22 protein-coding genes and 3 pseudogenes are annotated in these 23319 nt (G+C 61.1%); 16 read left to right on the top strand and 9 right to left on the bottom strand.

Annotation, left to right across the window (positions count from 1 at the left end):
* Window positions 1-222: 222 nt before the first annotated feature.
* Window positions 223-1131: a LysR family transcriptional regulator gene (locus tag V1286_RS06520; RefSeq protein ID WP_334478364.1), complete on the bottom strand. Its 909-nt coding sequence runs from the start codon at window positions 1129-1131 to the stop codon at window positions 223-225.
* 321 nt (window positions 1132-1452) lie between these two features.
* Between V1286_RS06520 and V1286_RS06525 the strand changes: the two genes are divergently transcribed.
* From V1286_RS06525 to V1286_RS06550, 6 genes and pseudogenes are all read left to right on the top strand, one after another.
* A complete protein-coding gene (locus V1286_RS06525; RefSeq protein WP_334478365.1) occupies window positions 1453-2775 on the top strand; it encodes an acyclic terpene utilization AtuA family protein in 1323 nt (440 codons plus the stop codon).
* A gap of 3 nt (window positions 2776-2778) precedes the next feature.
* Window positions 2779-3096, top strand: coding sequence for an AtuA-related protein (locus tag V1286_RS06530; RefSeq protein WP_334478366.1), 318 nt, complete (start codon window positions 2779-2781; stop codon window positions 3094-3096).
* Between the two features lie 87 nt (window positions 3097-3183).
* Window positions 3184-4107 (top strand): Bug family tripartite tricarboxylate transporter substrate binding protein, encoded by a 924-nt coding sequence (locus tag V1286_RS06535; RefSeq protein ID WP_334478369.1) that lies wholly within the window; start codon window positions 3184-3186, stop codon window positions 4105-4107.
* Window positions 4108-4284: 177 nt separating this feature from the next.
* Window positions 4285-5013 (top strand): ABC transporter substrate-binding protein, encoded by a 729-nt coding sequence (locus V1286_RS06540; RefSeq protein WP_334478370.1) that lies wholly within the window; start codon window positions 4285-4287, stop codon window positions 5011-5013.
* A pseudogene (locus V1286_RS06545) lies at window positions 5007-5156 on the top strand (hypothetical protein); the annotation flags it as partial. The gene V1286_RS06540 and the pseudogene V1286_RS06545, both read left to right, overlap by 7 nt.
* Before the next feature lie 42 nt (window positions 5157-5198).
* Window positions 5199-5718 (top strand): annotated as a pseudogene (locus V1286_RS06550) (glycosyl transferase family 2); the annotation flags it as partial.
* 436 nt (window positions 5719-6154) lie between these two features.
* Here the strand turns inward: V1286_RS06550 and V1286_RS06555 are convergent.
* From V1286_RS06555 to V1286_RS06565, 3 genes are all read right to left on the bottom strand, one after another.
* On the bottom strand, window positions 6155-6796 hold the full coding sequence (locus tag V1286_RS06555) for a hypothetical protein (RefSeq protein WP_334478371.1): 642 nt from the start codon (window positions 6794-6796) through the stop codon (window positions 6155-6157).
* Between the two features lie 77 nt (window positions 6797-6873).
* Window positions 6874-7251: a hypothetical protein gene (locus V1286_RS06560; RefSeq protein ID WP_334478372.1), complete on the bottom strand. Its 378-nt coding sequence runs from the start codon at window positions 7249-7251 to the stop codon at window positions 6874-6876.
* 98 nt (window positions 7252-7349) lie between these two features.
* On the bottom strand, window positions 7350-7676 hold the full coding sequence (locus V1286_RS06565) for a DUF1330 domain-containing protein (protein ID WP_334478374.1): 327 nt from the start codon (window positions 7674-7676) through the stop codon (window positions 7350-7352).
* A gap of 360 nt (window positions 7677-8036) precedes the next feature.
* On the opposite strand from V1286_RS06565, the gene V1286_RS06570 reads away from it, so the two are divergent.
* Together V1286_RS06570 and paaI are read left to right on the top strand one after the other, a co-directional pair.
* Complete coding sequence (locus V1286_RS06570) at window positions 8037-8912, top strand: hypothetical protein (protein WP_334478375.1); 876 nt, start codon at window positions 8037-8039, stop codon at window positions 8910-8912.
* A 279-nt stretch (window positions 8913-9191) separates the two neighbouring features.
* On the top strand, window positions 9192-9644 hold the full coding sequence (gene paaI / locus V1286_RS06575; RefSeq protein WP_334478377.1) for a hydroxyphenylacetyl-CoA thioesterase PaaI: 453 nt from the start codon (window positions 9192-9194) through the stop codon (window positions 9642-9644).
* Between the two features lie 155 nt (window positions 9645-9799).
* Here the strand turns inward: paaI and V1286_RS06580 are convergent, their stop codons facing one another.
* Window positions 9800-10192 (bottom strand): VOC family protein, encoded by a 393-nt coding sequence (locus V1286_RS06580; RefSeq protein ID WP_334478378.1) that lies wholly within the window; start codon window positions 10190-10192, stop codon window positions 9800-9802.
* 256 nt (window positions 10193-10448) lie between these two features.
* Here V1286_RS06580 and V1286_RS06585 point away from each other — a divergent pair, with 256 nt between their 5' ends.
* The 7 genes and pseudogenes from V1286_RS06585 to V1286_RS38845 form a co-directional block, all read left to right on the top strand.
* Window positions 10449-11438: a helix-turn-helix transcriptional regulator gene (locus V1286_RS06585; RefSeq protein WP_334478379.1), complete on the top strand. Its 990-nt coding sequence runs from the start codon at window positions 10449-10451 to the stop codon at window positions 11436-11438.
* 654 nt (window positions 11439-12092) lie between these two features.
* Complete coding sequence (locus V1286_RS06590) at window positions 12093-15332, top strand: autotransporter outer membrane beta-barrel domain-containing protein (RefSeq protein ID WP_334478380.1); 3240 nt, start codon at window positions 12093-12095, stop codon at window positions 15330-15332.
* Window positions 15333-15769: 437 nt separating this feature from the next.
* A complete protein-coding gene (locus V1286_RS06595) occupies window positions 15770-16663 on the top strand; it encodes an outer membrane protein (protein WP_334478381.1) in 894 nt (297 codons plus the stop codon).
* Window positions 16664-17088: 425 nt separating this feature from the next.
* Complete coding sequence (locus V1286_RS38840) at window positions 17089-17361, top strand: DUF6894 family protein (RefSeq protein ID WP_417021109.1); 273 nt, start codon at window positions 17089-17091, stop codon at window positions 17359-17361.
* A gap of 157 nt (window positions 17362-17518) precedes the next feature.
* Window positions 17519-18031 (top strand): DUF3455 domain-containing protein, encoded by a 513-nt coding sequence (locus tag V1286_RS06600; RefSeq protein WP_334478383.1) that lies wholly within the window; start codon window positions 17519-17521, stop codon window positions 18029-18031.
* Window positions 18032-18483: 452 nt separating this feature from the next.
* Window positions 18484-19002, top strand: coding sequence for an SRPBCC family protein (locus V1286_RS06605; RefSeq protein ID WP_334478384.1), 519 nt, complete (start codon window positions 18484-18486; stop codon window positions 19000-19002).
* A 256-nt stretch (window positions 19003-19258) separates the two neighbouring features.
* Window positions 19259-19362: pseudogene (locus V1286_RS38845) on the top strand (helix-turn-helix transcriptional regulator); the annotation flags it as partial.
* A gap of 123 nt (window positions 19363-19485) precedes the next feature.
* On the opposite strand, the gene V1286_RS06610 reads toward V1286_RS38845, so the two are convergent.
* The 4 genes from V1286_RS06610 to V1286_RS06625 form a co-directional block, all read right to left on the bottom strand.
* On the bottom strand, window positions 19486-19806 hold the full coding sequence (locus tag V1286_RS06610; protein ID WP_334478385.1) for a hypothetical protein: 321 nt from the start codon (window positions 19804-19806) through the stop codon (window positions 19486-19488).
* Between the two features lie 407 nt (window positions 19807-20213).
* On the bottom strand, window positions 20214-20405 hold the full coding sequence (locus V1286_RS06615) for a hypothetical protein (protein WP_334478387.1): 192 nt from the start codon (window positions 20403-20405) through the stop codon (window positions 20214-20216).
* A gap of 779 nt (window positions 20406-21184) precedes the next feature.
* The gene (locus tag V1286_RS06620; protein ID WP_334478388.1) at window positions 21185-21607 is read right to left on the bottom strand and encodes a GFA family protein; all 423 of its coding nucleotides are present in this window, start codon (window positions 21605-21607) and stop codon (window positions 21185-21187) included.
* A 149-nt stretch (window positions 21608-21756) separates the two neighbouring features.
* Window positions 21757-22455, bottom strand: a complete 699-nt coding sequence (locus V1286_RS06625; protein ID WP_334478390.1) for a winged helix-turn-helix transcriptional regulator — start codon at window positions 22453-22455, stop codon at window positions 21757-21759.
* A 250-nt stretch (window positions 22456-22705) separates the two neighbouring features.
* On the opposite strand from V1286_RS06625, the gene V1286_RS06630 reads away from it, so the two are divergent.
* Window positions 22706-23197 (top strand): SRPBCC family protein, encoded by a 492-nt coding sequence (locus V1286_RS06630; protein WP_334478391.1) that lies wholly within the window; start codon window positions 22706-22708, stop codon window positions 23195-23197.
* The last annotated feature ends 122 nt before the right edge of the window (window positions 23198-23319 follow it).

Raw genomic sequence — 23319 nt, forward strand, 5'->3', positions numbered from 1 at the left:
CACGATTTCCTACGCCAAACTACGATTTTGCGCGCGCTGATCCGGCCGATCCCCTCGACCGCCATCTTGCCGATAGCATTGATTGCGCCTGGCTTCGGCTACCGGGTTGCATCGGGACTCCTGCCCACCTGCCGCTCGGAGAGCGTGGCGTCTGCGACGGGACGAGCGGTGTCGTTCCAGTCAAGTAGGATCTGCCTGCGTGCGTCGAAGCAGGTGGGCGGATTACTCGGCCGACTGCTGCCAGCACTTCTCTATCAGCCGAAGCCTGAGATTGGTAGCGGCACTTGAAAGCGAGCTGTTCGGCCGGGTGATAATCCCGAGCTGGCGAGAGATCACGGGGTCGATCAGCTTGCGGGCCACTAACCCGCCTTGGCCGATCAGTCCGATGGCAAGGCGAGGAAAGGCCGAAACGCCCAGTCCTGCCTGCACCAAGGCCGCCGCGATCGATAGGTTGCACTCATAGAGCGGTTCGACGGCCAGTTCCGACCTCGCGAACACGGCATCCGTGATCGTCCTGATGCTGCTATTCGGAGAGGTGGCGACGAAGGGACGCTCCACGAACACCGACCAGGGAAGCTCCTCCTTCTCTCCCATCCGGTCTCCATGCGCACATACGAAGGCAAAATCATCGGCAAGCAGCGGCTCGAAGTTTAATGGTGATCCGGCTGCCGGACGCACCGAGATTCCGAGATCTGCCTTTCCCTCCATCACGGCTTCTTCCAGTGCCCCCGCGATGTAATCTTCGAGCGAGAAGCGAACGGCAGGAAAATCGGACAGGAAGCTGGAGATGATCTCGGGTATGATGGTGATCCCAAGGGAGGGCAGAACAGCCAGCGTGATGCGCCCGCTCCGGCCCGCGAGAAACTCTGCGAGTTCCCCTCGGGATACATCGAACTCCCGAAGGATGCGCTGAGCGATCGGGAGCAACTGCTTTCCGGCCGGGGTGAGCTCCACCCCCTGATTGCCGCGATCAAACAAGGAAGTCCCAAGCGTCGCTTCGGCCAGTTGGATTGTCCGGCTCAGGGCGGGCTGGGAAACGTGCAGCATATCCGCCGCTGCACGGAAGCCTCCATTCGCCACGATCGACGTGAACGCCTCGAGCTGACGAAGGCTCAGATCTATCCGCGTCATGCCTGTCCACCCTAGTCACCGCGATGCCGCCCTGATCCAGAATCGGCATCACCTGCATCAGTTTATTCGATTTGCTCGATGACGGGATGCTCGATATCTCGAATGAACGCGTCGGGCAAAGTACCGCGTCCGGCCATCTCAGACGGGCTGGTTGAGCAGATTTGTCTGGGAAAAGGCGAGCTTCAGCAAGGATTTACAAGCGGAAGGGCAGGGGGCCGGCGTTGAGCGTGACGACAGGCGGTCGTCGGGCCGGACTGAACCGATACGAAAATGACCCCGCAGCGCTCATGTGCAGCGGCGGGAAGGGATGGAGCTCTCGGCATGGACACATCAAGTTCGGAATCCGTACGCCGCATAGGCGGTGGAGCGGGATTTGCCGGGGATCGGATTGACCCGGCGGTCGCTCTGGCCGGTTCGGACGCAATCGATGCCGTGGTGCTTGAATGCCTGGCCGAACGCACTCTGGTTCCGGGGCTTCGCGCCAGGCGCCAAAATCCGGACGCCGGTTCCGATCCGCGATTGCGCCGCCGCCTGTTGCCACTGCTGCCGGCGGCCCACAAGACCGGGTGCCGGATCATCTCGAACCTCGGCGCCGCCAATCCCGCCGCGGCGGCCCGCCAGATCGCGCGGCTCGCCGATGAGGTCGGAGCTCCCGGCATGCGCGTCGCCGGGGTGGTCGGCGACGACGTCGTTAGACACGCGGATGCGATCGCCTGGGAAGAGCCGATTCAGGGGACGCTTCTCGGCGCTCACGCATATCTCGGGACAGAGGGCTTGATTGCGGCCATCTCCGAAGGAGCGGATGTCGTCGTAACCGGCCGCGTCGCCGACTCGGCGTTGTTCGCGGCGGAGCTGATGCCCTTCCTGGACGGCACTGACGATGCCTTCGCCAACGCCGTCATGATCGGCCACCTTCTCGAATGCTCCGGCCAGGTCACAGGCGGAAACTTCGAGGCGCCCGGCGGCGGCTCTCTCGATGGAGCGAGCTATGCGAGGCTCGGCTATCCCATCGCCCGCGTGGAGCGGGATGGCAGTGCCGTGATCCATATTCTCGACGGAGCGCCGGGCCGCGTGGATCGGCTGACTTGCACCTTGCAGCTCCTCTATGAAATTCACGATCCCTCAGCCTACATCACGCCCGACGCGATCGTCGATTTCTCGAAAGTCAGGATCGAAGAGCTCGGAAACAACCGTGTGCGCGTATCCGGCGCGCGCAAGGTCGGGCGCCCCGAGAAGCTTAAGGTGTCGGGCTTCGTCGAGCGTCCCGGGACGCACGCCGATGTCGAGATGTCCTATGCCGGAACCGGTGCGCTGACCCGCGCGCGGCACGCGGCCGAAGCTCTGCGCATCCGCCTCGAATATTTCGCCGAGGACGCAATCCGCATCGACATCGTCGGCGTCGACTCCGTGCTCAGCGGTGCTTCGCTCCCGAGCAATGCCTCTCCGCCCGAAGTTCGCATCCACGTTTCGGCCTTCTGCCGGGACGAGGAGGAGGCTCAGTCGATCGAGGACGAGATGTACACGCTTTCCATCTGCGGACCGGCGGGTGGCGGCAGCATGCGCAGCGAACGGCGCCCGCGCGTCACAGTCATCGACGGGCTGATCGATCGCTCGTTGGTCGAAACCACTGTGGTGTGGGGGTGAGCTATGCGGGTTGGTGACATTGCCTGCGGACGGTCGGGCGACAAGGCCAGCACTCTCGATCTGACGCTGGTGGCTCAGGACGAAGCTTCGTACCGCTTGCTGGAGTCCACGGTCACGGTCGAGCGAGCGCAGGCCGAGATTTCACGGGCGATGCCCGGCACGGTGCGGCGCTACGCCTTACCCGACCTTCTAGCCCTGAAGTTCGTGATCGACGACGCACTCCCGGGCGGAGTTTACGCATCGCTCCACGCCGGAATGCATTGGCAGAAGGCCGCTGCATACGTGCTGCTCGAAATGGATGTCGAGGAGCCCAAGCACTAGCCGGCGCACGCTCGGCCGGGTGAAAAAACAAAACGGGAGGTGTGAATGATTACGCGACGGACTTTCGGCGCGGGCGTCGCTGCAAGCGTGTTGGCTCCTGCGGCGAGCTGGGGCGAGACGTTCCCCAGCCGACCGATCAAGTTTCTCGTTCCGTTCGCCGCCGGTAGCGCGACCGACGCGGTCGCGCGATTGGTCGGCGACTATGTGGCGTCCAAGCTGAAGCAAGCCGTCGTTGTCGAGAACAAAGCCGGCGCAAGCGGCATCCTGGCCGCGCAGAACGTCGCCCTATCCGCTCCAGATGGGTACACCATCCTCATCACGACGAACACCACGCACGGCGCGAACCAGAGTCTGCTGAAGCAGGTTCCGTACGACGCCCTGAACGACTTTACGCCTGTGACGCGGATCGGGATCAGTCCGCTCATCTTGCTCGTTAATCCGTCGCTGCCGGTTAAGTCCGTCGCGGAGCTCGTCGCCTACGGAAAGGCCAATCCGGGCAAGCTGACCTTCGGCGCCGGTTCGAGCTCTTCGCGGATCTGCGGCGAACTCCTGAAGATGCGGATGGGGTTCGAGGCCACTCACGTGCCCTATCGAAGCATCCCCCAAGCCGTGACGGATTTGATGGGTGGGCAGATTGCCTTCACCTTTTCCGATCCTCTGGGGGCGGTCCCGCAGATCGAGGCGGGCAAGGTCCGCGGTCTGGCAGTATCAGGGACCTCGCGCATCAAGCTCGCGCCGGATTTGCCCACGATGGTCGAAGCCGGGGTGCCAGACTACAACATTATCGCATACTTCGCGGCGTTCGCGCCCGCCAAGATGCCCGCTCCGATCGCGAACGCGCTCGCGAAGGCGTTGTCCGGTGCCGTTCGTGACAAGGCCATCATTGAGAAATTCGACGCGGTCGGGATCGAGCCGTCCCCCTCGACCCCTGAAGAGCTTCACGCCCAGGTCGCTGCCGAAATCATCAAATGGGCCGCGATCGTGAAGAGCGCCGGGATCGAGCCGCAATAGGGAGGTGGCCGGCTCCATGGCGGTTTCCGCCTAACCGAGCTCGGCCATCCTCTGCATCCGATCGTGAGGATGCAGGTTGTCCTTGTTCATGAGGAGCGAGGCGTCGGTGTTCAAGTTGTTGCACGAACTGTCGATGACGGCGTTCAAAAGCCAGCAAGCGATCTGGGAGATACGCTTATGACTTTCATCTCGAGGCTTGCATCCGGCCTGCTGGTTTCAGCGCTCGCGATCACCCTCCATGGCGGTTCGGCCGGCGCGGTGGACCTGCGCATCGTGGTGCCGCAATTGCCGTCGGCGCTGGATCCGACTATCACCACGCTCGGCAGGAACTGGCTCGTCGCCAGCAATGTCTGCGAGGGACTAACCGGGCTCGACGACAGCTGGCAGGTGCAGCCGATGCTGACCGACAGCTGGAACTACGACGAGAAGACGCTGACGCTGGCGTTCAAGCTGCGATCCGGCATTACGTTTCATTGTGGCGGAGCGATGACGTCCGACGACGTGGTCGCCTCGCTGAAGCGCTATCGGGACAGCGCCGGCACCGGCGCGGTGCTCAAGAGCCTCACCTCGGACATCCTCGCGGACGGTCCGGATACGGTGGTGCTGAGACTCACCAGTCCGACCGGCATCATTCCCGGTCTTCTCACGCTGACGTCCGCAATGATCACGTCGAAGACGTCGCTGGCGGGGAAGAGCGCGACCCAGGCAGTGGACACGCTCGATTGCACCGGCCCTTACAAGGTGTCGGAATTCCAGGCCGACCGGCAGGCGGTGCTGGTGCGCTTCCCGGGCTATCACTCCCGCACCGAATCGACATCGGGATCCGCCGGCGCCAAGAAAGCGCCGGCGGACCGCATGATCTTCCTGCCCAAGCGGAGCCGTCGGTGCGACGTGACAATGTGCTGACCGGCGCAGCCGACATCGCCACCACGCTGCCGTTCGACTTCTATGCCGATCTGAAGAGCAACCCGGCGGTGCAGCTGGTGGTGATTGACGACTCCCTGGCGCTGACCATCGTCTTCAACACCAAAAAGGGACCGATGGCCAATGTCGCCATGCGCCGCGCCATCTACAGCGCGCTCGACATGGACCCGATCATCGCCTCCTTCGTGGTGTCGCTGGTGCACTTCATCGCGCCTATCGGCTGCGGGTGAAGATCAAAGCCGGACAAATGCTGGGCGCCATGATCGCGGCGATGAGCGTGCAGTGGACGGTGTCGCGCGCCGTGGCCCAGGGCCTGATCACCGAGCATCTCGCCTTTGCCCGCACTTCCAAGGGCGGCCTGTCGCGGATGTCGATCGAATTCCAGGCGTTCTGGGAAGCGGTGATCGGCATCCTGCTGCTGATCGGCGCCACCGTGCTCGTGGTCATGAACGGCTACAAGCAGGTGCGTGAGATCTACATCTTCGCCGGGGTGCTGGTGCTGCAAAGCCTGCCGTTCCTCGCGGCGGTCGCGATCGCCCTATTGGAAAATTCCCGCACCAATTCGTTCGCCTTCTGGCGCAACAGCGCGGTGCGGACCGCGGAACTGATCGGCCTGCGCCCGGTCAGCCTGCCGTCGGCAACCCCTCCCAGCCGGTTGCATCCGAGATCCGCCGCGAAGCCAATTGACGGATCGCGGATCGATCACCGCCATCCGCTTGAAGAAGCCGGACTAACCGCAAGCCAAACCTCAGGAATTTTGGTCGCACATCCCGTGATTTTCCCGCAACGGCGCTATTGACCCGCCGGGGTCGGCCCCTACACAGCGCGTCGAGTGAGCGCGTAGCTCAGGCGGTAGGCACGTGACTTTTAATCAGCGGCTCTATCGGAATCGGTTCAGCTACAGGCTTGGGAATTTCCCGTTCAATCATTCGCAAGCATCGGTATCGCGAGCCTCCGCAATGACCCAGATTCGCGCAGGCGACCCGGCCTGCTCACGCAGCGCGCGTCACATCACGTATCCGGTAACGGATTGCGGTATTCTGAACGCGGGAAATTCATCAATGCCTTCAATGGGTGAACGTAGGGCGAAAATTCAGAAGGCTCATTGATTTTACTCGTGAATTCAGCGGATTTTGATTCCGCCATTCGGAGGTTCGATCCCTCCCGCCCCAGCCAGTTGATATTGCTCAGCAATCGCACTTTGTTCTGGGGGTTCATTCTGAACGGCTGGCTGCTGCTCATTCTGAACGTCTGTCGCCATTTCGTTCGCCAGCCTGTGCGCGTGCCTCTTGCGGGTTGCTGCCAGGACGCGCTTCTCAGTGCGCTTCGCGTAGCCGATGTAGCTCTGCCGCGTCCGGTGCGCCGACAGCGCACGGCCCTGTCCGTCGGTCAGCTCTGCCTCCTCCAGTTCGGTCATGCCACCGTGCCGGGGGTGCTTTCGGATCAGCTCCAGTGTGCTCCGGAAGTCGGCCGATAAGTCATTAGGTTCGAGCGTCTGCTGCAATTCCTCTGACCAATTCCGCAATCCTTCTTCGGCAGAGTCGCTATCGTTGAGTTCGACGGCAATTATGTACCGAGGAACGATGGTCTGGATAGCTAGGAGCAGCCGGATCCACCGCTCCCGATGTTCGGCCACTTCTTCGGCGACTATCCAGCATAGAGGCGATGCCAAGATCCGGCGCGCCTGGTCCAGCTCGGCTGCGTTTGGTGGGAAAAAAGCGCGTCCTTCACGGTCAAGTCTTGCTCGCCTCGATGCCGTCTGCATATGCGCAAGTCTCGAGCCTGTGGTGCGCCAACCAAGCCGGGCCGTGGACAAGCCGGAGGCCCACCCCCACCGAAGGATCACTGGGATCCAGGTTTGATGGATTCGATGAGGATGGCATCGGAGGGCGCGGTGTTGCTCTTCGAGGTGTTCGTTGAGGAAGGACCTGAAATGCCTACAAGAAATGAGGCGTCAAGCAGTCGATACTCGTTGGGCAATGTGATGCCTTGGTCGTCTTGCTTAATTTCATCGAGAAGGCCTTTCGAGATGTCGTCGGATTGTCTGGTATTTGATGGCGTCGCGTAGCTTTGGTGTCCGCAACGCTGGCCATTGGGCGTCTTCGCAGATCGTGGCAAGCGGGTGCCGTTGGAGAATCGGGCCTGGAAAAAGCACAGACCAGCTTGCGAAATAATTCTCAGGCAAAACAGCAGGGCGTCCGGTTGGTATGTCCGCAACAAGGCCGCTCCTGCGGTTTCTCGGTCTCAGAAAAGCGCCACGGTGCCCGCAGGGGAGAGGAGAGCGGGATTCCGTGAAGCAAGCGCGGGAGACCTGTTATTTAGCCCTTATTCAGATACGATATTGTGCCGGCCAAATCGGTATCGTCGATTAGTTGGAAGCGGCTTTCGCTACCGGCTCGGCGAGCCGCGACGTAAGGGGCGTACGCGGGGTCAGCAACGAAGGCCTCCGCGTGCTTTGCCGATGGAAACGCCATAATTGCGATAAGGGAAGTTTCCAGAGGCGTACCCTCAAGTGTCTTCACATTGCCGCTGCGCGACAGATACTTGCCGCCGTGTTTATGCACGAGGTCGTGTACTGAAGTCGCGTATTCCGGCACCCATTTATCGTCCGTCACTTTGATATCTGCTATCAGAAATGCCTTCATGAGATGTCTATCCTGTTTGTATGTTAGCCGCCGCGGATGCGCGAAGGTCTGGCCTCGACTTGCCTGACGAACGCAGCGATTACCAGTTCAGGAACTGAATCAGGCCAATACAGAATCTGTATTGATGGTCGGGACTGGAGCAGGCACTGCATCAATCACGAGTCCGGCGCCGACGGTTGTGGCGAACATGGCCGCTTCCTATGGCGCCGCCACTCGCTATGTTGAAAAACACGACTTTTATCCTCCGATCGTACGACGCGGTGCGATCGGTAGGCGACCATGATTGCGGGCAGCTTACGGGGATGAGCGATTCAGCCATTCCACAGGCAGCGGACCCTGTGAACCAACCCGGAGACCGGAATGCGTAAGTTTCTCATCATTGCCCTTGGCCTTACGAGCCTTGGGGCCTTCACCCATGTGCCGTCAGCCCTCGCTGAAACAAAGAGCTGTTCCGGTGATGCTAGCCGATGTTCTTCAAAATGCAAAGGCGGCATATGCGAAGCAAAATGTGAGGCCACTTTCAAGGCGTGCGTAGACAAAGCATATTCAGACAACCTCAAGAATCGGAATAAATATGGACGTGATGATAGTCCGTTCAAGCCAGGTCGCGGTACCAAGACTGGAGACAAGAGCAAGGGCGGCGTTGTCGCGGACGACCCGAACATGGGCTGGAACGGCCAGTACACCAAGGTCGTCGTTACAGATGGGGCGGGCACCCATACCTACACGGTCAAGCAAGGCGTTCCGATCGAAAATGGACAGATGATCTTGGCGCCGAACGGGGCCAGCTATCACGTCTGGGATCCTGAATTGGCCAAGCAACTGAAGGCCGCAGGCGTCAATGCCGCATACGCCAATCCCGCAGCCGCGAAAAACGAGTACGCCCTGGCGCGCGACAAGGTCGTCCGCGACAGAGCGATCGCAGCGGGCCAGTCAGCCCCGCAACCGACCGGCACTCGCAACCGCGACGCATTGGGCAACGCCGCGCCGGTCGTCAACGATCATCGCCAAGGCAAGGCTGCTGCCCCTGCGCCCGGCAGTCCGCCGCCCGCTGCGCCCAGTGGAACGGTCAGCACGACCCCTCCACCCAGCAATGGGACACAGCCGGCCGTCCGGGATCATCGAAAGGCGTCTGGCAGCGGCGGAGGCGTGACCGTGACCCAGACACAAAAAGCGGCGGGCGGGTCGGGTGCAGGGTCGTCCAGGAACGGCAGCACCGACCGCAAGCAGCAATAAATCGAAACAGTGTGAGCTGAAACAGGATCGCAGCGCGAATTTTTGCGTCTCGTGCATTCGAGCGAGGCTGCCGTGTGGCGCGCATAGTGGACAGCAGCCTCTTCGTCAGCCTCAGCTTGGAGCCACCGCAGCGCTGCAGCCTGTTGACGCGGGAAGAGTACGTTGCGGTTTGGGATGGCCAGTTGATTCTGATGACCCGTCGCGCCGGATTGTCAGACATCACGCGCCGGTTCCTGAGCGCTGCCATTGCATTCGGGAATATTAGAAGAGGAGATTTCAGTGAACGATGCAGCGGGCATTTCGCCATCCGAGCTGGCGCGGGCATGCGCGGACTTCTTGTGGAGACAGGACGCCACGCTCCGAAGCCTTGGCCTGGAGCGGCTATCGATCGAGGCGGGGCAAGCCACCGTCGCGATGACTGTGCTGCCTGCGATGGTCAACGGCCTCGGGATCACCCATGGAGGCGCTATTTTCACGTTGGCCGATGTGACATTTTCGCTTGCCTCGAATACCTACAACGAACGGACCGTCTCCGCACACTGCCGCATTTCGTTTTTGCGACCGACCAGGCTCGGCGACCGTTTGGTGGCGACGGCGACCGAAATCGTACGTTCCGGACGATCCGGACTCTACGGTGTCAGAGTTACTTTGGAACATGCCATCATAGCGGAGTTCCGCGCTCATTCGCGGGCGATAGGTGGGGTCCTTCTGCCCGTCACTACAGGGCGGTAGAATACCGGCCCTTCAGTCTAACCTCCCGCGCTGGCGTCGGCGGTAACGCCGCCTTTGTGAAACACCACGTGAGGCCCGGCCTCGCGCAGAGCTTTTTTGTGGCCGAGTGGCTCAAAGCCGAAAAACTTATGTCATCCAGACCCGCGCATCGAAGGTCAGTATTCAGCGTAGATTTCGATGATGTTGTCCTCGGGGTCGCGAAAGAACATCGTGCGGTGGCGCCAGTCAGGCAGATCGGTTGGCCCCCATAGAATTGGCACACCCTTGGCGACCAATTCCGCATGGCAGGTTTCCATCGCCGGGGGCGGCACGCGAAAGGCAAGCTGGGTCGCCGCTGATTCAGGCATTGACTTCCCAACGTCGCAGACGACCCACGATAAGCGGGGCCGCAGCGTCAGTAGCGCGGCACCCACGCGAAAACTGACCCAATTCCCACGGTCAGTCTCAATTGGAAACTTCATGATGTCGCGGTAAAACGCGCGCGTTTCATCCATCTTGTTGCACAAGAGGATAGTATGGTCGAGGTTACGGATTTCACCCAGGCTCAATGCGATACTCCTCGGTTTGCCCAGCTTTTCTGACGTGAGATGATTCGATGCGGACTCGCGCCGCGTCTTTCGGCGAAACAGGGGTTCGGTTACCGCGACGTCGAGATGACGGTCGGGTACCCAAAGCCACCGCCCCATAACACAAGCGCATCGCGTCCGCGTCCACCGATCGCAGGATGCGGCCTGGGTCGTCGCGATCTATCCATAGGGAACCATGCCGACCAGAAGCGTCGCCGTCCCGAACGGAAAAACCTGCATGACCGAAGCGACTGACTTCGCAACAATCCGGTTCTCGACCGACGATCTGCCTGAGGAAGATCGCGTTCCGATGTGGCGCGAGCACTATGGATGTACCGTGCTCGGTGTCGAAATCGAACCGGCCGAAGACGCGCTATTCCAGTCCTCCATTGTTTCGCGTCATTTGCCCGGATTGAATCTGGTGTCGGGAAAAATGTCGGCCGCCCGCGTCAAGCGGACCCGCAAATTTGTCGCGGATGGCAACGACGACGTCGCGCTCCTTGTGAACTGCACGGGAGCGGCTGCCATCGCGGCCGGCGAACGCGAGGTGGTGCTTCGCGAGCGTGATGCCGTGCTGATCAGAAGCGACCAAGTGATCACATTCGACCGGTTTGTTTCCGGCCGATCTTCCTTGCTCCGGGTTCCGCGCTCGATCCTCTCGCAGCTTGTCAGCGATATTGACGAGGTTTCGATGCGTCATATAACCCGAAAGACCGACGCCCTTAAGCTCTTGACAGGCTACGCGGCTACGCTGCTCGACGACAACGCGGTGGCGGCGACCGCGCTTCTGCATCTTGCAGTCAGTCATATCCACGACCTTGTTGCACTTGCGCTTGGAGCAACACGTGACCACGCCGGCGCGGCGCAGGATCGCGGAGTGCGTGCCGCCCGGCTAATTGCTGCCAAGACCTACATCATGCAGCAAAGCGGCCGTCGAGACCTTTCGGTTGGAGCTGTTGCCGCGGAACTCGGCGTGTCCGCGCGCTACCTGCAAATGCTTTTCGAGGTCGATGGCACGACGTTTTCCGCATTCCTGCTCAATCGGCGGCTCGTGCACGCTCATCGGATGCTCTGCGCACCGCGATCCCGCCGACGCCCGGTGAGCACCATTGCCTACGACGTCGGGTTTGGCGATCTGTCGTACTTCAACCGCAGCTTCCGAACTTTTTACGGCCTCACGCCACGAGACGTCAGGGAAGCTGCCGCCAATGAGCCGGATAATCCCTGAAAGATTCCTCGCATCGGCTTGGTCCCTCTCGTCGCTGGTGTGTGAAGGCGCCATCTAAAGCGTGATAAGTTTAGGTTGAAGGGGCCTCGACGTTTGGCTCACCTCGCCCCGCTTGCGGCCGGTTGCGGGGAGAGGTCGGATTGCCTAGGCGATGCCAACGGGTCGCGCGAATGCGCGCCTGATGACAGGCTCCGCATCGTCCGGCAATCCGGGTGAGGGGGACCATCCGCGAGCATGAATCTGTGGAGAGTCCTCCTCGCCCCGACCCTCTAAGAGCGAGCTTCGCTCGTCTCGACTCCGCAAGCGGGGCGAGGGAGAAGTAGTCCCGCCGCTTCAACCTCAACTCATCACGCTTTCGCTGAGCCAGCCTTCTGCTGCTGCGGAGATCGTGCTTCTCCGCCGCCGATATGGCCGCGGAAGGCCGCGAGACGTTGTGCATGCCCGGTTCGATGCCGATCATTGCCTGGGCCTGTCGCCGATTTGCATCAGCGGCGGAGAAATTGTCCGTACTTCGTTCTGGCCCAATCCGTTTTCGTTTCTGTCCAAGTTTCATTCGCGGCGATGTTTAGGGTTTGCGGATGCCGACTCTCGCAGGCGTGCGCCGTCGCGTCCGGCAGCGAATCGGTTTTCGAATTTGAAGCGAATGGAATGCAGATGACCCGAGCTACCCCAAACGATGCCGCATCTCAGGCGCGATCGAGCCAGCCAGCCGGCCTGCCGGCGACCGCGCTGGCGCTGGCGCTGTTGAGCGCGCCGTTCGCTGCGATCGGGCAGGCCGAGGCCTGCACCGTAGGTGGATCGCCGAGCGCGTCAGCCAGCGATTCGGTCGTCGATTGCTCCGGCGCGACCACCAATAGCGGGCCGGGCGGCATTGCCGGCTACGGCTCCGTGAACGACAATAATAACACCTACAATATCCAGTCGGGCGCGTCGGTGACGGGAGATAGTTTCGGGGTGGTCATCGGTACGGGGGCGACGTTTAATAGTTCCGGCACCATCACGGGCGCGGGTGCCGCGGGCATCACTGGGACTGATGCCACTATTACCAACACAATCAGCGGCATCATCACGGGCAACAACGGCATCACCCTTGGCGCTCTTAATCTCAACAACGCCGGTCAGGTATTGGGACCGGGTGCGAACGGCGGCGCCATCAGCGCCGGCGCCGCGAATGTGACGAATGCGAGCACCGGCACCATCTCTGGCGTATTATTTGGTATCAGGAGCACAAACGGCACCGTCACCCTCGACAATGCCGGCGCCATCTCGGGACAGGTCGGCATCGTTGGATCCACCGTCAGTGTGACCGCGAATACAGGCACCATCGATGGCTTAACTGGCATCCAGATCACAGGTAGCGGCACCAACATCATCAACAATGCCAGCACCATCTCGGGAAGCCCTGACGGCTCCGGCATTTTTGCGACGGGGACCAACGTCACCATCGATGCGTCCGGCAACACCGGCGGCATCTCGGGCGGGGCGTTCGGCATCCAAGCCAACAACGCTATAACCGTCAGCAACGGCACCGGCACGATCTCGGGTACCGACCTAGACGGCAAGGGCATTTTCGGCAGCGCCGTCAACGTCACCGCCAACGCCGGCACCATTTCGGGCGGGGCGTTCGGCATCGCGGCCACGACCACTGCCGCGGTCGCCAACGCCGGCGCCATCTCGGGTGGACTGGTCGGCATCGGTGGATCCACCGTCAATGTGACCGCGAATACAGGCACCATTACCGGCTTAGGGATTGGCATCGAGATCAGCGGTAGCGGCACCAACATCATCAACAATGCCAACATTATCTCGGGAACTACCGGGATTGCTGCGACCGGGAGCAACGCGACCATCAATGCGTCCGGTAACATCGGCAACATCTCGGGCACGGCGTTCGGCATCCAAGCCGACCACAGTATAACTGTCAGCAACGGCACCGGCACCATCTCGGGTACCGACGCGATAACCGGCGTCGGCATTCAGGGCAATAATGTCAACGTCACCGCCAACGCCGGCACCATCTCCGGCGGCTTCGATGGCATCAATGCAACCGGCACCGCCACCGTGACCAACGGCGTTGCCGGCATCATCTCGGGGAAACAGGGTATCAATGCGACCACCGCCATCGTGGCCAATGCCGGTCACATCCTGGGGGGCGCAACCAGCGCCGCCATCATCGGCGGGACCCTCAATGTCACCAACGCCAGCACCGGCACCATCTCGGGAGGCGGGGAGGGCCTCTTCGGCGACGGCGTCACCGTCACTAACGCCGGCCTGATCTCCGGGGCCCTTGCCGTCCGTGGGACCAATTTTGTCACCCTCCGCGCCAACACCGGCACCATCGAGGGCGCGGCGACCGGCATCAGTGCCGGCATCGCCAACGTCACCAACAACAGCGGCGGCACGATCTCAGGCGGGGCGTTCGGCATCCTCGCCAACGGCACCGCGACCGTGAACAACGACGGCGGCACAATCAAGGGCACAATCGGCATTCAAGCCAGCGGTGCCGCCACCATCACCAACGCCGGTACCATCGCCAGTACTGCCGGCGCGGCGGGTACCGCGATCAAGCTGACCAGCGCCGCCGACACGCTGACCCTGAAGCTCGGCTCGCAGGTCGTCGGCAAGGTCGACATGGGTCTCAACACCGCCGACGTCATCAATGTCGAGGCCACCACCGGCTCTCCGGGGCGCGGCTTGTCGACCTTGACGCGCAGCGCGGCGGGTGTGGTCGAGGCGCTGAAGGCGCGGCTCGTCAATTTCGAAGGCGTCATCAACACGGTGCTGGTCTCGCTCGGAGCGGGCGGCCAGCCCAGCGTGACGGTCGGCGACGTCACCGCCTCGCTCGATCCCACCGCATTGGCGCAAGCCGATCGAACGCTGATGGAGTTCACCGGCGGCGTGTCGTCGATGGTGCAGGGCCGGCTCAACGGCGTGTCGCCGACCGGCGGCTCGAACCTGACGATGATGAGCTACGCCATGGAGGACTCTGTGCCGGCGGCGAAGGCCAATGCGCAGATCTTCAACAAGGCTCCGGCGGCGAGCTGGGGCGCGGCGCCGGTGACGGTCTGGAGCAGCGCCTTCGGCGGACAACGCACCCAGAACGAGACCGATGCGACGCTGCGTTCGACCGCGACCGCGTTTGGCGGCGCGATCGGCATCGACCGCAAGGTCCGGCCGGACTGGCTGCTCGGGGCGTTCATTGGCGGCGGCGCCGGACGGCTCTCAATCGATCTGAGCTCGCAGAAGGTCGACACCGAGTACGTGTTCGGCGGCGGCTACAGCCGGTTCGAATGGGCGAACCAGTTCCTCGATTTGACGCTGCAGGGCGGCAATGCCCGCAACAAGTCGAGCCGGCTGGTGCAGAACAACATTGCCGGAGGCATTGATACCGCGAGCGCCAGCTACAACGGCTGGTTCGTCAGCCCGGAAGTGGCCTATGGCTATCGCCTCGACGTCGGCAACGGCTATTTGCTGACGCCGACGGCGCGGCTGCGCTATGTCGCCGGCTTCTTCGACGGCTATAGCGAATCCGGCTCGGCGCAGACGCTCTCGGTCGGCCGGCGCACGTTGCAGGATATCGAGGAGCGGGCCGAACTCGACGTCTCCAGGACGACGAGCTTCTTCGGCGGCGACCACGTCTTGAAGACCAATGTCCATGGCGGCGTGATCGCGCTGCAGCGGGTCGGCGACACCACGGTGAGCACCGTGCTGATCGGGCAGAACCTCGCCTTCGCCACGCCGGGCAAAGCCAGCACGGTCGGCGCGGTGTTCGGCGCCGGCTTCGACTATCGCACCAGCCAAAACGTCGCGGTGTTCGGCGCCGTCGAAGGCATCGCGATGTCCGACCAGAGCCGCACCGCCACCGCCAAGGGCGGCGTGCGGGTGACGTTCTGAGCGTTTCGCCGCCGCGCCGTCAGGCGGGCAATCCGAAGCCGTCATTCCGGGGCGATGCAAAGCATCGAACTATGGTGCGCAATTGCGCACCTGAGAATCTCGAGATTCCCCGGTGTGCAATTGCACACCTGAGGTCTGGTCCTTCGGACCATCTACGTTGCGCAATTGCGCATCGGGGAATGACGAAGGCTGACGGAATGCGTATAGGGCCGCGCGACGTTTGCATGACCGCTCGATGCCGATCATGGCCGGGCCTGTCGCAAATTTGCATCAGCGGCACACCAATTGTCCGCATTTCGTTTTGGTCCAAGCCCTCTGCGCTTCCGTCCAAGTCGCAAATCCCCCTCGCGCATAAGACTAGCGGATATCGAATCTCGCTTGTGAGATTCATGTCGGGCGCTGCCACTCGCGTGGTCGAGTAATCAACGGAGAATTCAATGAAGCGGATTTTGGGCGGAATGGTTGTGGCGGTGGCGCTATCCGGTTCAAGCTTCGCCGCCGATCTCGGCGCGCGCACCTACGCCAAGGCGCCCGCGATGATGGCTCCCGCCGCCAACTGGTCCGGCTGGTATGCCGGTGTTAATGCAGGCTGGGTTGGTGGCGCAAACGAAGTCAGCACCAGCGGAGCGGTGTCTCCGGCCAATACGGCTGACCTGCCCAATGCAGCCGCCATGGCGGCTGGTGCAACAAGTTCGTCCCGGGGATCAAACAGCTTCATCGGCGGCGGTCAGTTTGGGTACAACTATCAATTCTCGCCGCTGTTTGTAGCGGGTTTCGAGGCGGACATTCAGGGCATATCCCGATCGCGCCGAAGCTCGTCCTCATCTGTGTTTCCGGGAGGTCCCGGCGTACCACCCGGGACTGGCTTCGCGACCAACATCGCCAATACGTCGGATCCGGCCTACCTTGGAACGTTTCGGGCTCGTCTCGGCGTTACCGTGAATCCGAACATTCTTTTATATGCGACCGGTGGCTTGGCGTACGGGGAAACAAAATCCGACACGGCCATCGCTCAATCCGGGATTAATGCCACTAACCCCAACCAACCGCCCTTCACCATCACTCCGGCATCAGGAGCGTTTTCTGGCATGCGCGTGGGATATGCCGTTGGTGCGGGTGGCGAGTGGATGTTCGCTCCCAACTGGAGCGCCAAGCTCGAGTATCTATACTATGATCTGGGCTCCGCGACCTATTCGACCGGAAGCCTTGTCAGCAGCAGTTTTGGGCCTACGGCCTTCCCAGGATTCGGTATTGGCGCTGTCGATACGTCGACCAAAGTGCGCTTCGACGACCACATCGTTCGCGTCGGTGTGAACTATCACTTCAATTGATCGCAAGGGCGACCGGCCGGCGCCGGTTCAGCGCTTCAACGCAAAGCCCGGCCTCGCGCCGGGCTTTTTGTGTTCGATGATTCTCGGTGTTGCAACACTCATCGACACAAGCTGCCGACCGTCTCATCGCTCCGCCTCGCATTAACCACGCATGGATCCAGCCGAGGCGTGCCGTCGCGTTCTCCTCCGTTCGGAGGGCGCGTCCCATATAGCGCGCCAGTATGGCTGGGCGCCTCTTCATCGACCCCGGTTTTTGCCAGCCACAAGCGGCTACAGGGAAGCCCCATCCTCCGCCGTTGCGCGTCACTCGCGCCTTTGCGTCCGCTGCCGCGAGCATCGGGCAGAAGTCGTGATCTTGCAGGTGCAACCGATTTGTTCCCAATGCGGCATCCAGTCGTCAGCCGCTCTGTTAGGTGTCCCAGAGAATGCCTCGCTTTTTCTTCGATCTCATCTTCGATCAATATGTGGTTCTGGACCCCGGAGGAATGTTGTTCGAACACGCCACCAGCGCAGCGGCGGCCGCTGACGAAATGGCGCGGCATCTTGTGGTTTCGCGGCCCGAACTGCGGAACAGCGGCGGCTGGATACGGGTCAGGGATGAGCGCAGAAATGAAGTCTGCCGATCCTCGGTCAATCCTGACGCAGCCGAAGACAGCACGTCATATGCACCAGCCAAACGGGCGAATACCAGAACGTGAATTCCAATCGGATTAGAAAATCGGTGCGCGACAGCCGTGGACGCGAGGCATGCGGACTTAGACGCGCGCATCCTCCGACCGTACGACGCGGCGCGATCCATATGGCGCTATGGTCGTGGGTGAACCTGGCAAAGACGAATCTTCGAAAAGAGGGCCTATGAATAGCCGTTTGAAAATGCCGCTTATCGCCATCTCGCTTGCTATCGCCGCGCTGTCCGCAACGCAGGCCTCGGCCCAGGTGCCGGCAGGGCTTGCCGTCCCGGACGCCATTGTAGTCGCGACGCTGCACGCCGAAGGCGCCCAGATCTACGATTGCAAACCTGGTGCCGATGGCAAGCCGGTCTGGCAGTTTCGCGAGCCTATCGCCGCGCTGGTACAGGACGGAAAAACCGTCGGACGCCACTACGCGGGACCGAATTGGGAGCATATGGATGGAAGCGCAATACGGGGAAAGGCTGCTGCCACCGCGCCGGGCGCGACGTCGAACGACATCGCCTGGCTCAAGCTTGACGTGACGGAACATCACGGCGAGGGCACCTTCGCTACCGTGACAACCGTCCAGCGTCTCAACACGCAGGGCGGAATGGCGCAGGGACCATGCGAGAAGGCGGGCAGCTACCGCAGCGTTGCCTATTCCGCGGACTATGTGTTCTTGCGCAAGAGAAGCTGAAAGCTCTGACGCGCTGGTTCACACATGTTCCCCAGTCCTGCAGGGGTCGTGCTCTTCCCTGCGGCAATTTGGCGAGATTGCGCGTGCTTCGATCTGGAAAATCCGACCGCAGCTGCCTGGCCGGAGAGGTCGGATCGAGGACCTGCTCTCGACTGTGGAAGGTGCCAGCGGTGCATGGTTGATCGGGGACACCGCCTGTCAGTCGGTATGCCTGATCCGCGCCCGGAAATGAGCGCCGCCCTTCGATCAATTTCCGATAATCCAGCCTCTACACGAGGCTTCCACGTGTGGCGCGCTGCCCAGGTTCAGTTCCTGAACTAGTGGGGCGTGGCGAAGGCTGATAGTCCGCATTTCACGAGCATGGGCCCGCCTGGAATCATTCACTGCCTTATCAGCGCTTATCGCCGATGGGCGCTGATCTGCATTTCGCAGCCTCCAAACGGTGAGGACTTATGAAAAAACATACGACTGAACGGAACGTCACGGCATTGACCAGCTCTGCGGCACTTGGTGCGCTTGCTTTCCTGACCGTGGGTACGTCATCGGCTTTCGCTGCCACGCTGTCGTACAGGGCTGATGTCGATGGCACGCCGTCGGCGGTATGGGCTGCGATCGGTCCGTTTTGCGCGATCAAGGACTGGCTGCCGCAAGTTGGCGCCTGCATCGAGGACGGCAAGTCTCCTCCGACCCGCACAGTTGTGACCGAGGACGGCAAGGCGGCGTTCGTGGAGACCCAGACCGCTCGCGACGACGCAAAGTATAGTTATTCCTACAACTTCCGGGCGACGCCGTTGCCGGTCAGGCAATACGTGTCAACGATCAAAGTGGTGGCGAACGGTAAGGACACATCCACCGTGATCTGGAGCAGCACATACACCCCAGAGCCGGGGAAAGAAAAGGACGCGAGCGATGGTTTGCTCGCGATTTACGAAGCGGGTCTGACCTCCATCAAGGCCAGGCTCGCGAAGTAGGCCGGTGACCTCGCCGGCAGGCCCGCTTTCCTGACAAATCGCTTGCGCGTTAGCGGCTGGACGTGAGCCAAGCCTCCGGCACGTTGGCCGGCGAGATACCGATCCGACCTCCAACGAAGAAAGCCAAAAACTTCGTCCCACGCGCGGGCTTTTTGCCCCAGCGGCGCCTCTATCGGTAATGGGCGCGGTCCCGGGGGTGGATTGACGTTGCAAGTGCCGCGCTCGAGAAGTCGGCGACAGGTCGTTCGTTCTCGGAACAATCCAGACGCATGTCAGTCGAATGTTTGAAAAACAGGTGTCAGCCGCCAGGCCGATCTGGTCAAACTGGTTACTGGATTTTCGACGCCGCTCGCAGTCTGATGCGAAAATCGCGCGCCGGCCTCAGCTAATCAGACCTTCATCCTGCGGCTCGCGTCCTCCGATCGCAGGACGCGCGCCTTTCAGCATCGCACTACGGTCCGTCGAATCTCGTTCCAAGCGAGGTCAGGAATCTTGGGCAGGCGGCATCGTGCAGTGAACGAGCGAGAGGACCAGTTGATGAAGATACCTGAATGCTTCGCAATAACGATCTGGATTCTTCCGATGCTCGTGGCTGCTATCACCCTGGCTGTAGTGACGGATGAGGCGTTTGCCGAAAGTGGTCGTCGGCCTGGCACGGGCATCGGCAACACCGAAACCACGTCCCCACCGGCTGCCGGCGGCACCGCCGGCATCGTCGCAAAACCCGCTCCTGGCGGTCCGATCGGCAAGCCTCTTCCTCCCATTCCCATTGACCCCGGAAAAGGCGACGGTCGTGTCGGCCATGACGGCAGGTCCGATCACAGGCATAGCGGAAGGCATCGCTATTATAGTCGCTGGCACAAACACAGGCACAAGCACAGCCGCTATGAAAGCCCTCCCATTATCGGAAAGGATCCGGGGGAGCTGTTCAAACGCGGCGTAGTCGGGCCGCGGCCCGGGGCTGGCGGCGGGACGACCAAGCCTGTTCCCATTCCGATCGCCCGATAATCTAGAATCCTTCGAGCACGGGATCGTCGCCCGCGATTCCGTGCCGGGTGCGCTAAGTTCGCGGATCCCGGCGAGTTGATGCTTCGTGTTCGTTTCGCCGCCAGCATCCGCCGATCGAAAGACGCGAAGCTCTCGACGCGGCGACTAACTAATGTCGCGCCGCCCTTCAGAGGCATGGTCATAGCCATCAAGAGCACCCGAGATCATTCAGAACCTTGATCTTGCGATGGACGTCGCCAGGAAAGTCCGACAGTGTCGCTCTCGCAGTCGATGATCTTGGTGACCGCTGACTCTTGGTGGAACTGCCCAACTTTCCCATCGCCAAAATCAAGGTGGACACGGAATTTGTTGCCGGTTGCGCCGAAAGCCACCTGAAGCAGATCGTTCGCCGACAAAACGTGCCTCATCCAGCGGAGCGGAAGAGCTGCGGCAACATGCCGTTATTTGGAAGCGAAGGCCCAAGGCAATCGCGAATGATGGCGAACAATATGCGGGATAGCGAGGCCAACCGCGACGCCGCATGTCGGCTCGGAGCCGATAAGGAAGCCTCTCCCGCCAATTACTGCCCGACACCAGCACAGGTTCGATCGCGGTGGCTGGCACAGGTCTCATCGCCATCACGATCACCATCGGCGGGTCGTCACGGTGCCAATCATCGTTGTGCCGGTGCGATAGAAGCTCGTGAACCGGCTTACGTCGGGTTCTGCGAATGAGCGCTTGGGCATCGTCCTTCGCGACCATAGACTCATCGTCGAAACCCGAGCTTAAGCTCGGGCTTCGCTTTTCGGACCTGCTCAAGGAATGGTTCAAAGAAGCTCCGCGTTCGCGGCCAAAAACGTCAGGCCTGGAAGCATGATCCAGGCCTGACGTTTGCTTGCTAACTTTTTGCCAGCGAAAAATTGTCTGCACTCACTCAAATGAATCGCGGCTGAATGCTTTAACACCTGCAAGCCTTTGCCAACCGGGATAGATGACAGAACGCGGATCACGTTTCGTCATTCGATCGGAGGATCAGTGGTGTGATGTTTTGGAAGTCGGACCTGTGTGCATCTCAGCGCAACTTCTATCGCTTGTGATCGCTATAGATTCATCGCCGAAGCGCGAGCTTGAGCTCGGCTTCGACGAGACCGGAAATGCGCGACTTTTCAGTCGGTCGCCGTTCGAGAGCTGGCCCTTATTCCGTGACGACTTCGCCGGAGCCGCCCAGCTCGGCCGGAAAGTCCTTGAGCTTGGGGAGTCCGTCCCGCATGCGCAGCACCGTTTCGGCGTAATTGACGTGAACGCCGGGAGTGAAGGCAAGCGTCGGGATCGTGGCGGCGAACACGTCAACCAGTCCTAGGGTCGGATGTTTGGTCAGCAGGTGCCCGCCGCACTTCTTGCAGTACTGACGCTCGCTGAGTGGCGTCTTCTGGAACGTCGCAACGTGCTCGGCTCCTGACTTGACCTGCACCGCTTCCGGCTTCCACAGCGTGAAGGCATTGACGGGCCCGCCCGACCACGACCGACAAGAATTGCAATGACAATAGCCCATGCCTTCCGGCGATCCGGTGACCTCAAGTTTAACCGCGCCGCAGAAGCAGCCTCCGACGTGACTCATGTTTCTTCCCTTTCGAAGTTGATCAAGTCACGCCAATTATCAAGGAGATTTGATAACATTCCAGTTCACGAACTGTACTTGCGCGTCATCGCAGACCGCAGAGGCGATGCGGTTGCAACCGAGGTCAGCTTCATGCGGGCTGGTTACATTCAGCTTGCGAGCTTTTGTTCTTTCGCAAAAGGACTGAGACCGAGCCAGGTCTGCATGGCCGAAGCAAGTTTCTGGTTTCCGGTCAGCAGCATGCGCTCGCTGCCAACAGCAGCGCGCACGGTATCAAGTCCCATCCAGATGGCCGTCATGGTGCGCAGATCGACGGACACATAGAGGTCGACGTCGAAGCCGGGATCGATCGAACAGAGATCGACACCGTCCTGGGGATCGACGAGCAGCCACCAGGAACGCTGCGCAGCCGAAAGCTCGGGATAGACGAACTGAATCACGCTGCGAGTTCGCGGCATAGGGGTCGTATTCAGATTTCGCCGCATGTCCCACATCAGAAGTTGGACGTCCAGATGCTGGAGCGACAAATCCGCTTCGATCCGGCGCTGACCCCAGACGCCGAATGCCTCGACGATCGGACCGAGCTCGCGTCCGGACAATGTCAGATGATATTCGAAAATGCCGGCCTCGGACGTCGAGGCCGTGCGGGCGACAATACCGGCGATTTCAAGATCTTTGAGGCGTTGCGAGAGCAGGGCCGGCGACATCCGCGGCACGCCGCGGCGCAATTCGTTAAAGCGCGTTGAACCGGCCACGAGCTCGCGGAGCAAAACCACAGTCCAGCGCGTGCATAGTATCTCCGCGGCCATCGCGACCGGGCAGAATTGCTTATAGCTGCCTATTGACATTGCTTTCCTCCGCCAAAAAACGACCAGGGGAGCCTACGGCTTAAACGCAAGCGTTGCCAGTTCAGTTTCTGTACCGGACTCGATTCACTTCCTGAACTGGTCGCGCGCAACGCGGATTGGTAGTTGGCCGGGGCGCGAGCTTGGGCTCGCCCAAGAGCTGCACTCAGCTCGTCGTCGTTTGCCGTCGAGCCGCAGCTCCACCTTCCAACCATGAGGATTTCCTATGAGAAAGCATACGATTAGACCGACCATGCAAACAATGATGCGTTCCGCGGCGCTTTACGCAGTAGCGCTTGTAGCTATCGGTGTTTTCCCCGCTTCCGCGGCCACGTTGATGCGCACCATCGACGTGAAAGCGTCGCCATCGGCTGTGTGGTCCATGATCGGTCCATTCTGCGCGATCAAGGACTGGTTGCCGCCCGTGGGAGCCTGCATTGAGGACGGCAAGACGCCGCCGACCCGAACCCTCGTGACCAAGGATGGCAAGGCGGCGTTCGTGGAAACGCAAATCGCACGGGATGATGCAGAGTACAGCTATTCCTACGCATTCATATCGAGTCCATTGCCGGTCACGAACTACAAGTCGACGATCAAGGTTACGGCCAAGGGTGACGGCTTCTCCACCGTTACTTGGACCGGCTCCTATACCCCGGATCAGGGCAAGGAAAAGGCTGCTAGCGAGGCGTTGAACGGCGTCTACGAAGCTGGTCTGGCCGAGATCAAAGCTAGATTGGTCAAATAAGCAGCCAGCCCTTCTTCCGTCATTCTATCGGTGCGTCTCTGCCGGTGCGGCTCGGACTCCAAGTTCGACGCTGACCGGCGAGATGCTTCGGCTTCTTCCGTTTGCCTAACGTCTTTCGGCCG

The organism is Bradyrhizobium algeriense (genome assembly GCF_036924595.1).
GTDB classification, from domain to species: Bacteria; Pseudomonadota; Alphaproteobacteria; order Rhizobiales; family Xanthobacteraceae; genus Bradyrhizobium; species Bradyrhizobium algeriense.

Coding starts and splice junctions, on each gene's coding strand:
- V1286_RS06630 (WP_334478391.1), top strand. CDS start 22,706: ATGCAAACAATGATGCGTTCCGCGGCGCTTTACGCAGTAGCGCTTGTA.
- V1286_RS06620 (WP_334478388.1), bottom strand. CDS start 21,607: ATGAGTCACGTCGGAGGCTGCTTCTGCGGCGCGGTTAAACTTGAGGTC.
- V1286_RS06540 (WP_334478370.1), top strand. CDS start 4,285: ATGACTTTCATCTCGAGGCTTGCATCCGGCCTGCTGGTTTCAGCGCTC.
- V1286_RS06610 (WP_334478385.1), bottom strand. CDS start 19,806: ATGGCCGACACGACCGTCGCCTTTTCCGGGGTCAATGGGAATGGGAGG.
- V1286_RS06555 (WP_334478371.1), bottom strand. CDS start 6,796: ATGCAGACGGCATCGAGGCGAGCAAGACTTGACCGTGAAGGACGCGCT.
- V1286_RS06590 (WP_334478380.1), top strand. CDS start 12,093: ATGACCCGAGCTACCCCAAACGATGCCGCATCTCAGGCGCGATCGAGC.
- V1286_RS06595 (WP_334478381.1), top strand. CDS start 15,770: ATGAAGCGGATTTTGGGCGGAATGGTTGTGGCGGTGGCGCTATCCGGT.
- V1286_RS06525 (WP_334478365.1), top strand. CDS start 1,453: ATGGACACATCAAGTTCGGAATCCGTACGCCGCATAGGCGGTGGAGCG.
- V1286_RS06570 (WP_334478375.1), top strand. CDS start 8,037: ATGCGTAAGTTTCTCATCATTGCCCTTGGCCTTACGAGCCTTGGGGCC.
- V1286_RS06625 (WP_334478390.1), bottom strand. CDS start 22,455: ATGTCAATAGGCAGCTATAAGCAATTCTGCCCGGTCGCGATGGCCGCG.
- V1286_RS06530 (WP_334478366.1), top strand. CDS start 2,779: ATGCGGGTTGGTGACATTGCCTGCGGACGGTCGGGCGACAAGGCCAGC.
- V1286_RS06600 (WP_334478383.1), top strand. CDS start 17,519: ATGAATAGCCGTTTGAAAATGCCGCTTATCGCCATCTCGCTTGCTATC.
- V1286_RS06585 (WP_334478379.1), top strand. CDS start 10,449: ATGACCGAAGCGACTGACTTCGCAACAATCCGGTTCTCGACCGACGAT.
- V1286_RS06565 (WP_334478374.1), bottom strand. CDS start 7,676: ATGAAGGCATTTCTGATAGCAGATATCAAAGTGACGGACGATAAATGG.
- V1286_RS06605 (WP_334478384.1), top strand. CDS start 18,484: ATGAAAAAACATACGACTGAACGGAACGTCACGGCATTGACCAGCTCT.
- V1286_RS06520 (WP_334478364.1), bottom strand. CDS start 1,131: ATGACGCGGATAGATCTGAGCCTTCGTCAGCTCGAGGCGTTCACGTCG.
- V1286_RS38840 (WP_417021109.1), top strand. CDS start 17,089: ATGCCTCGCTTTTTCTTCGATCTCATCTTCGATCAATATGTGGTTCTG.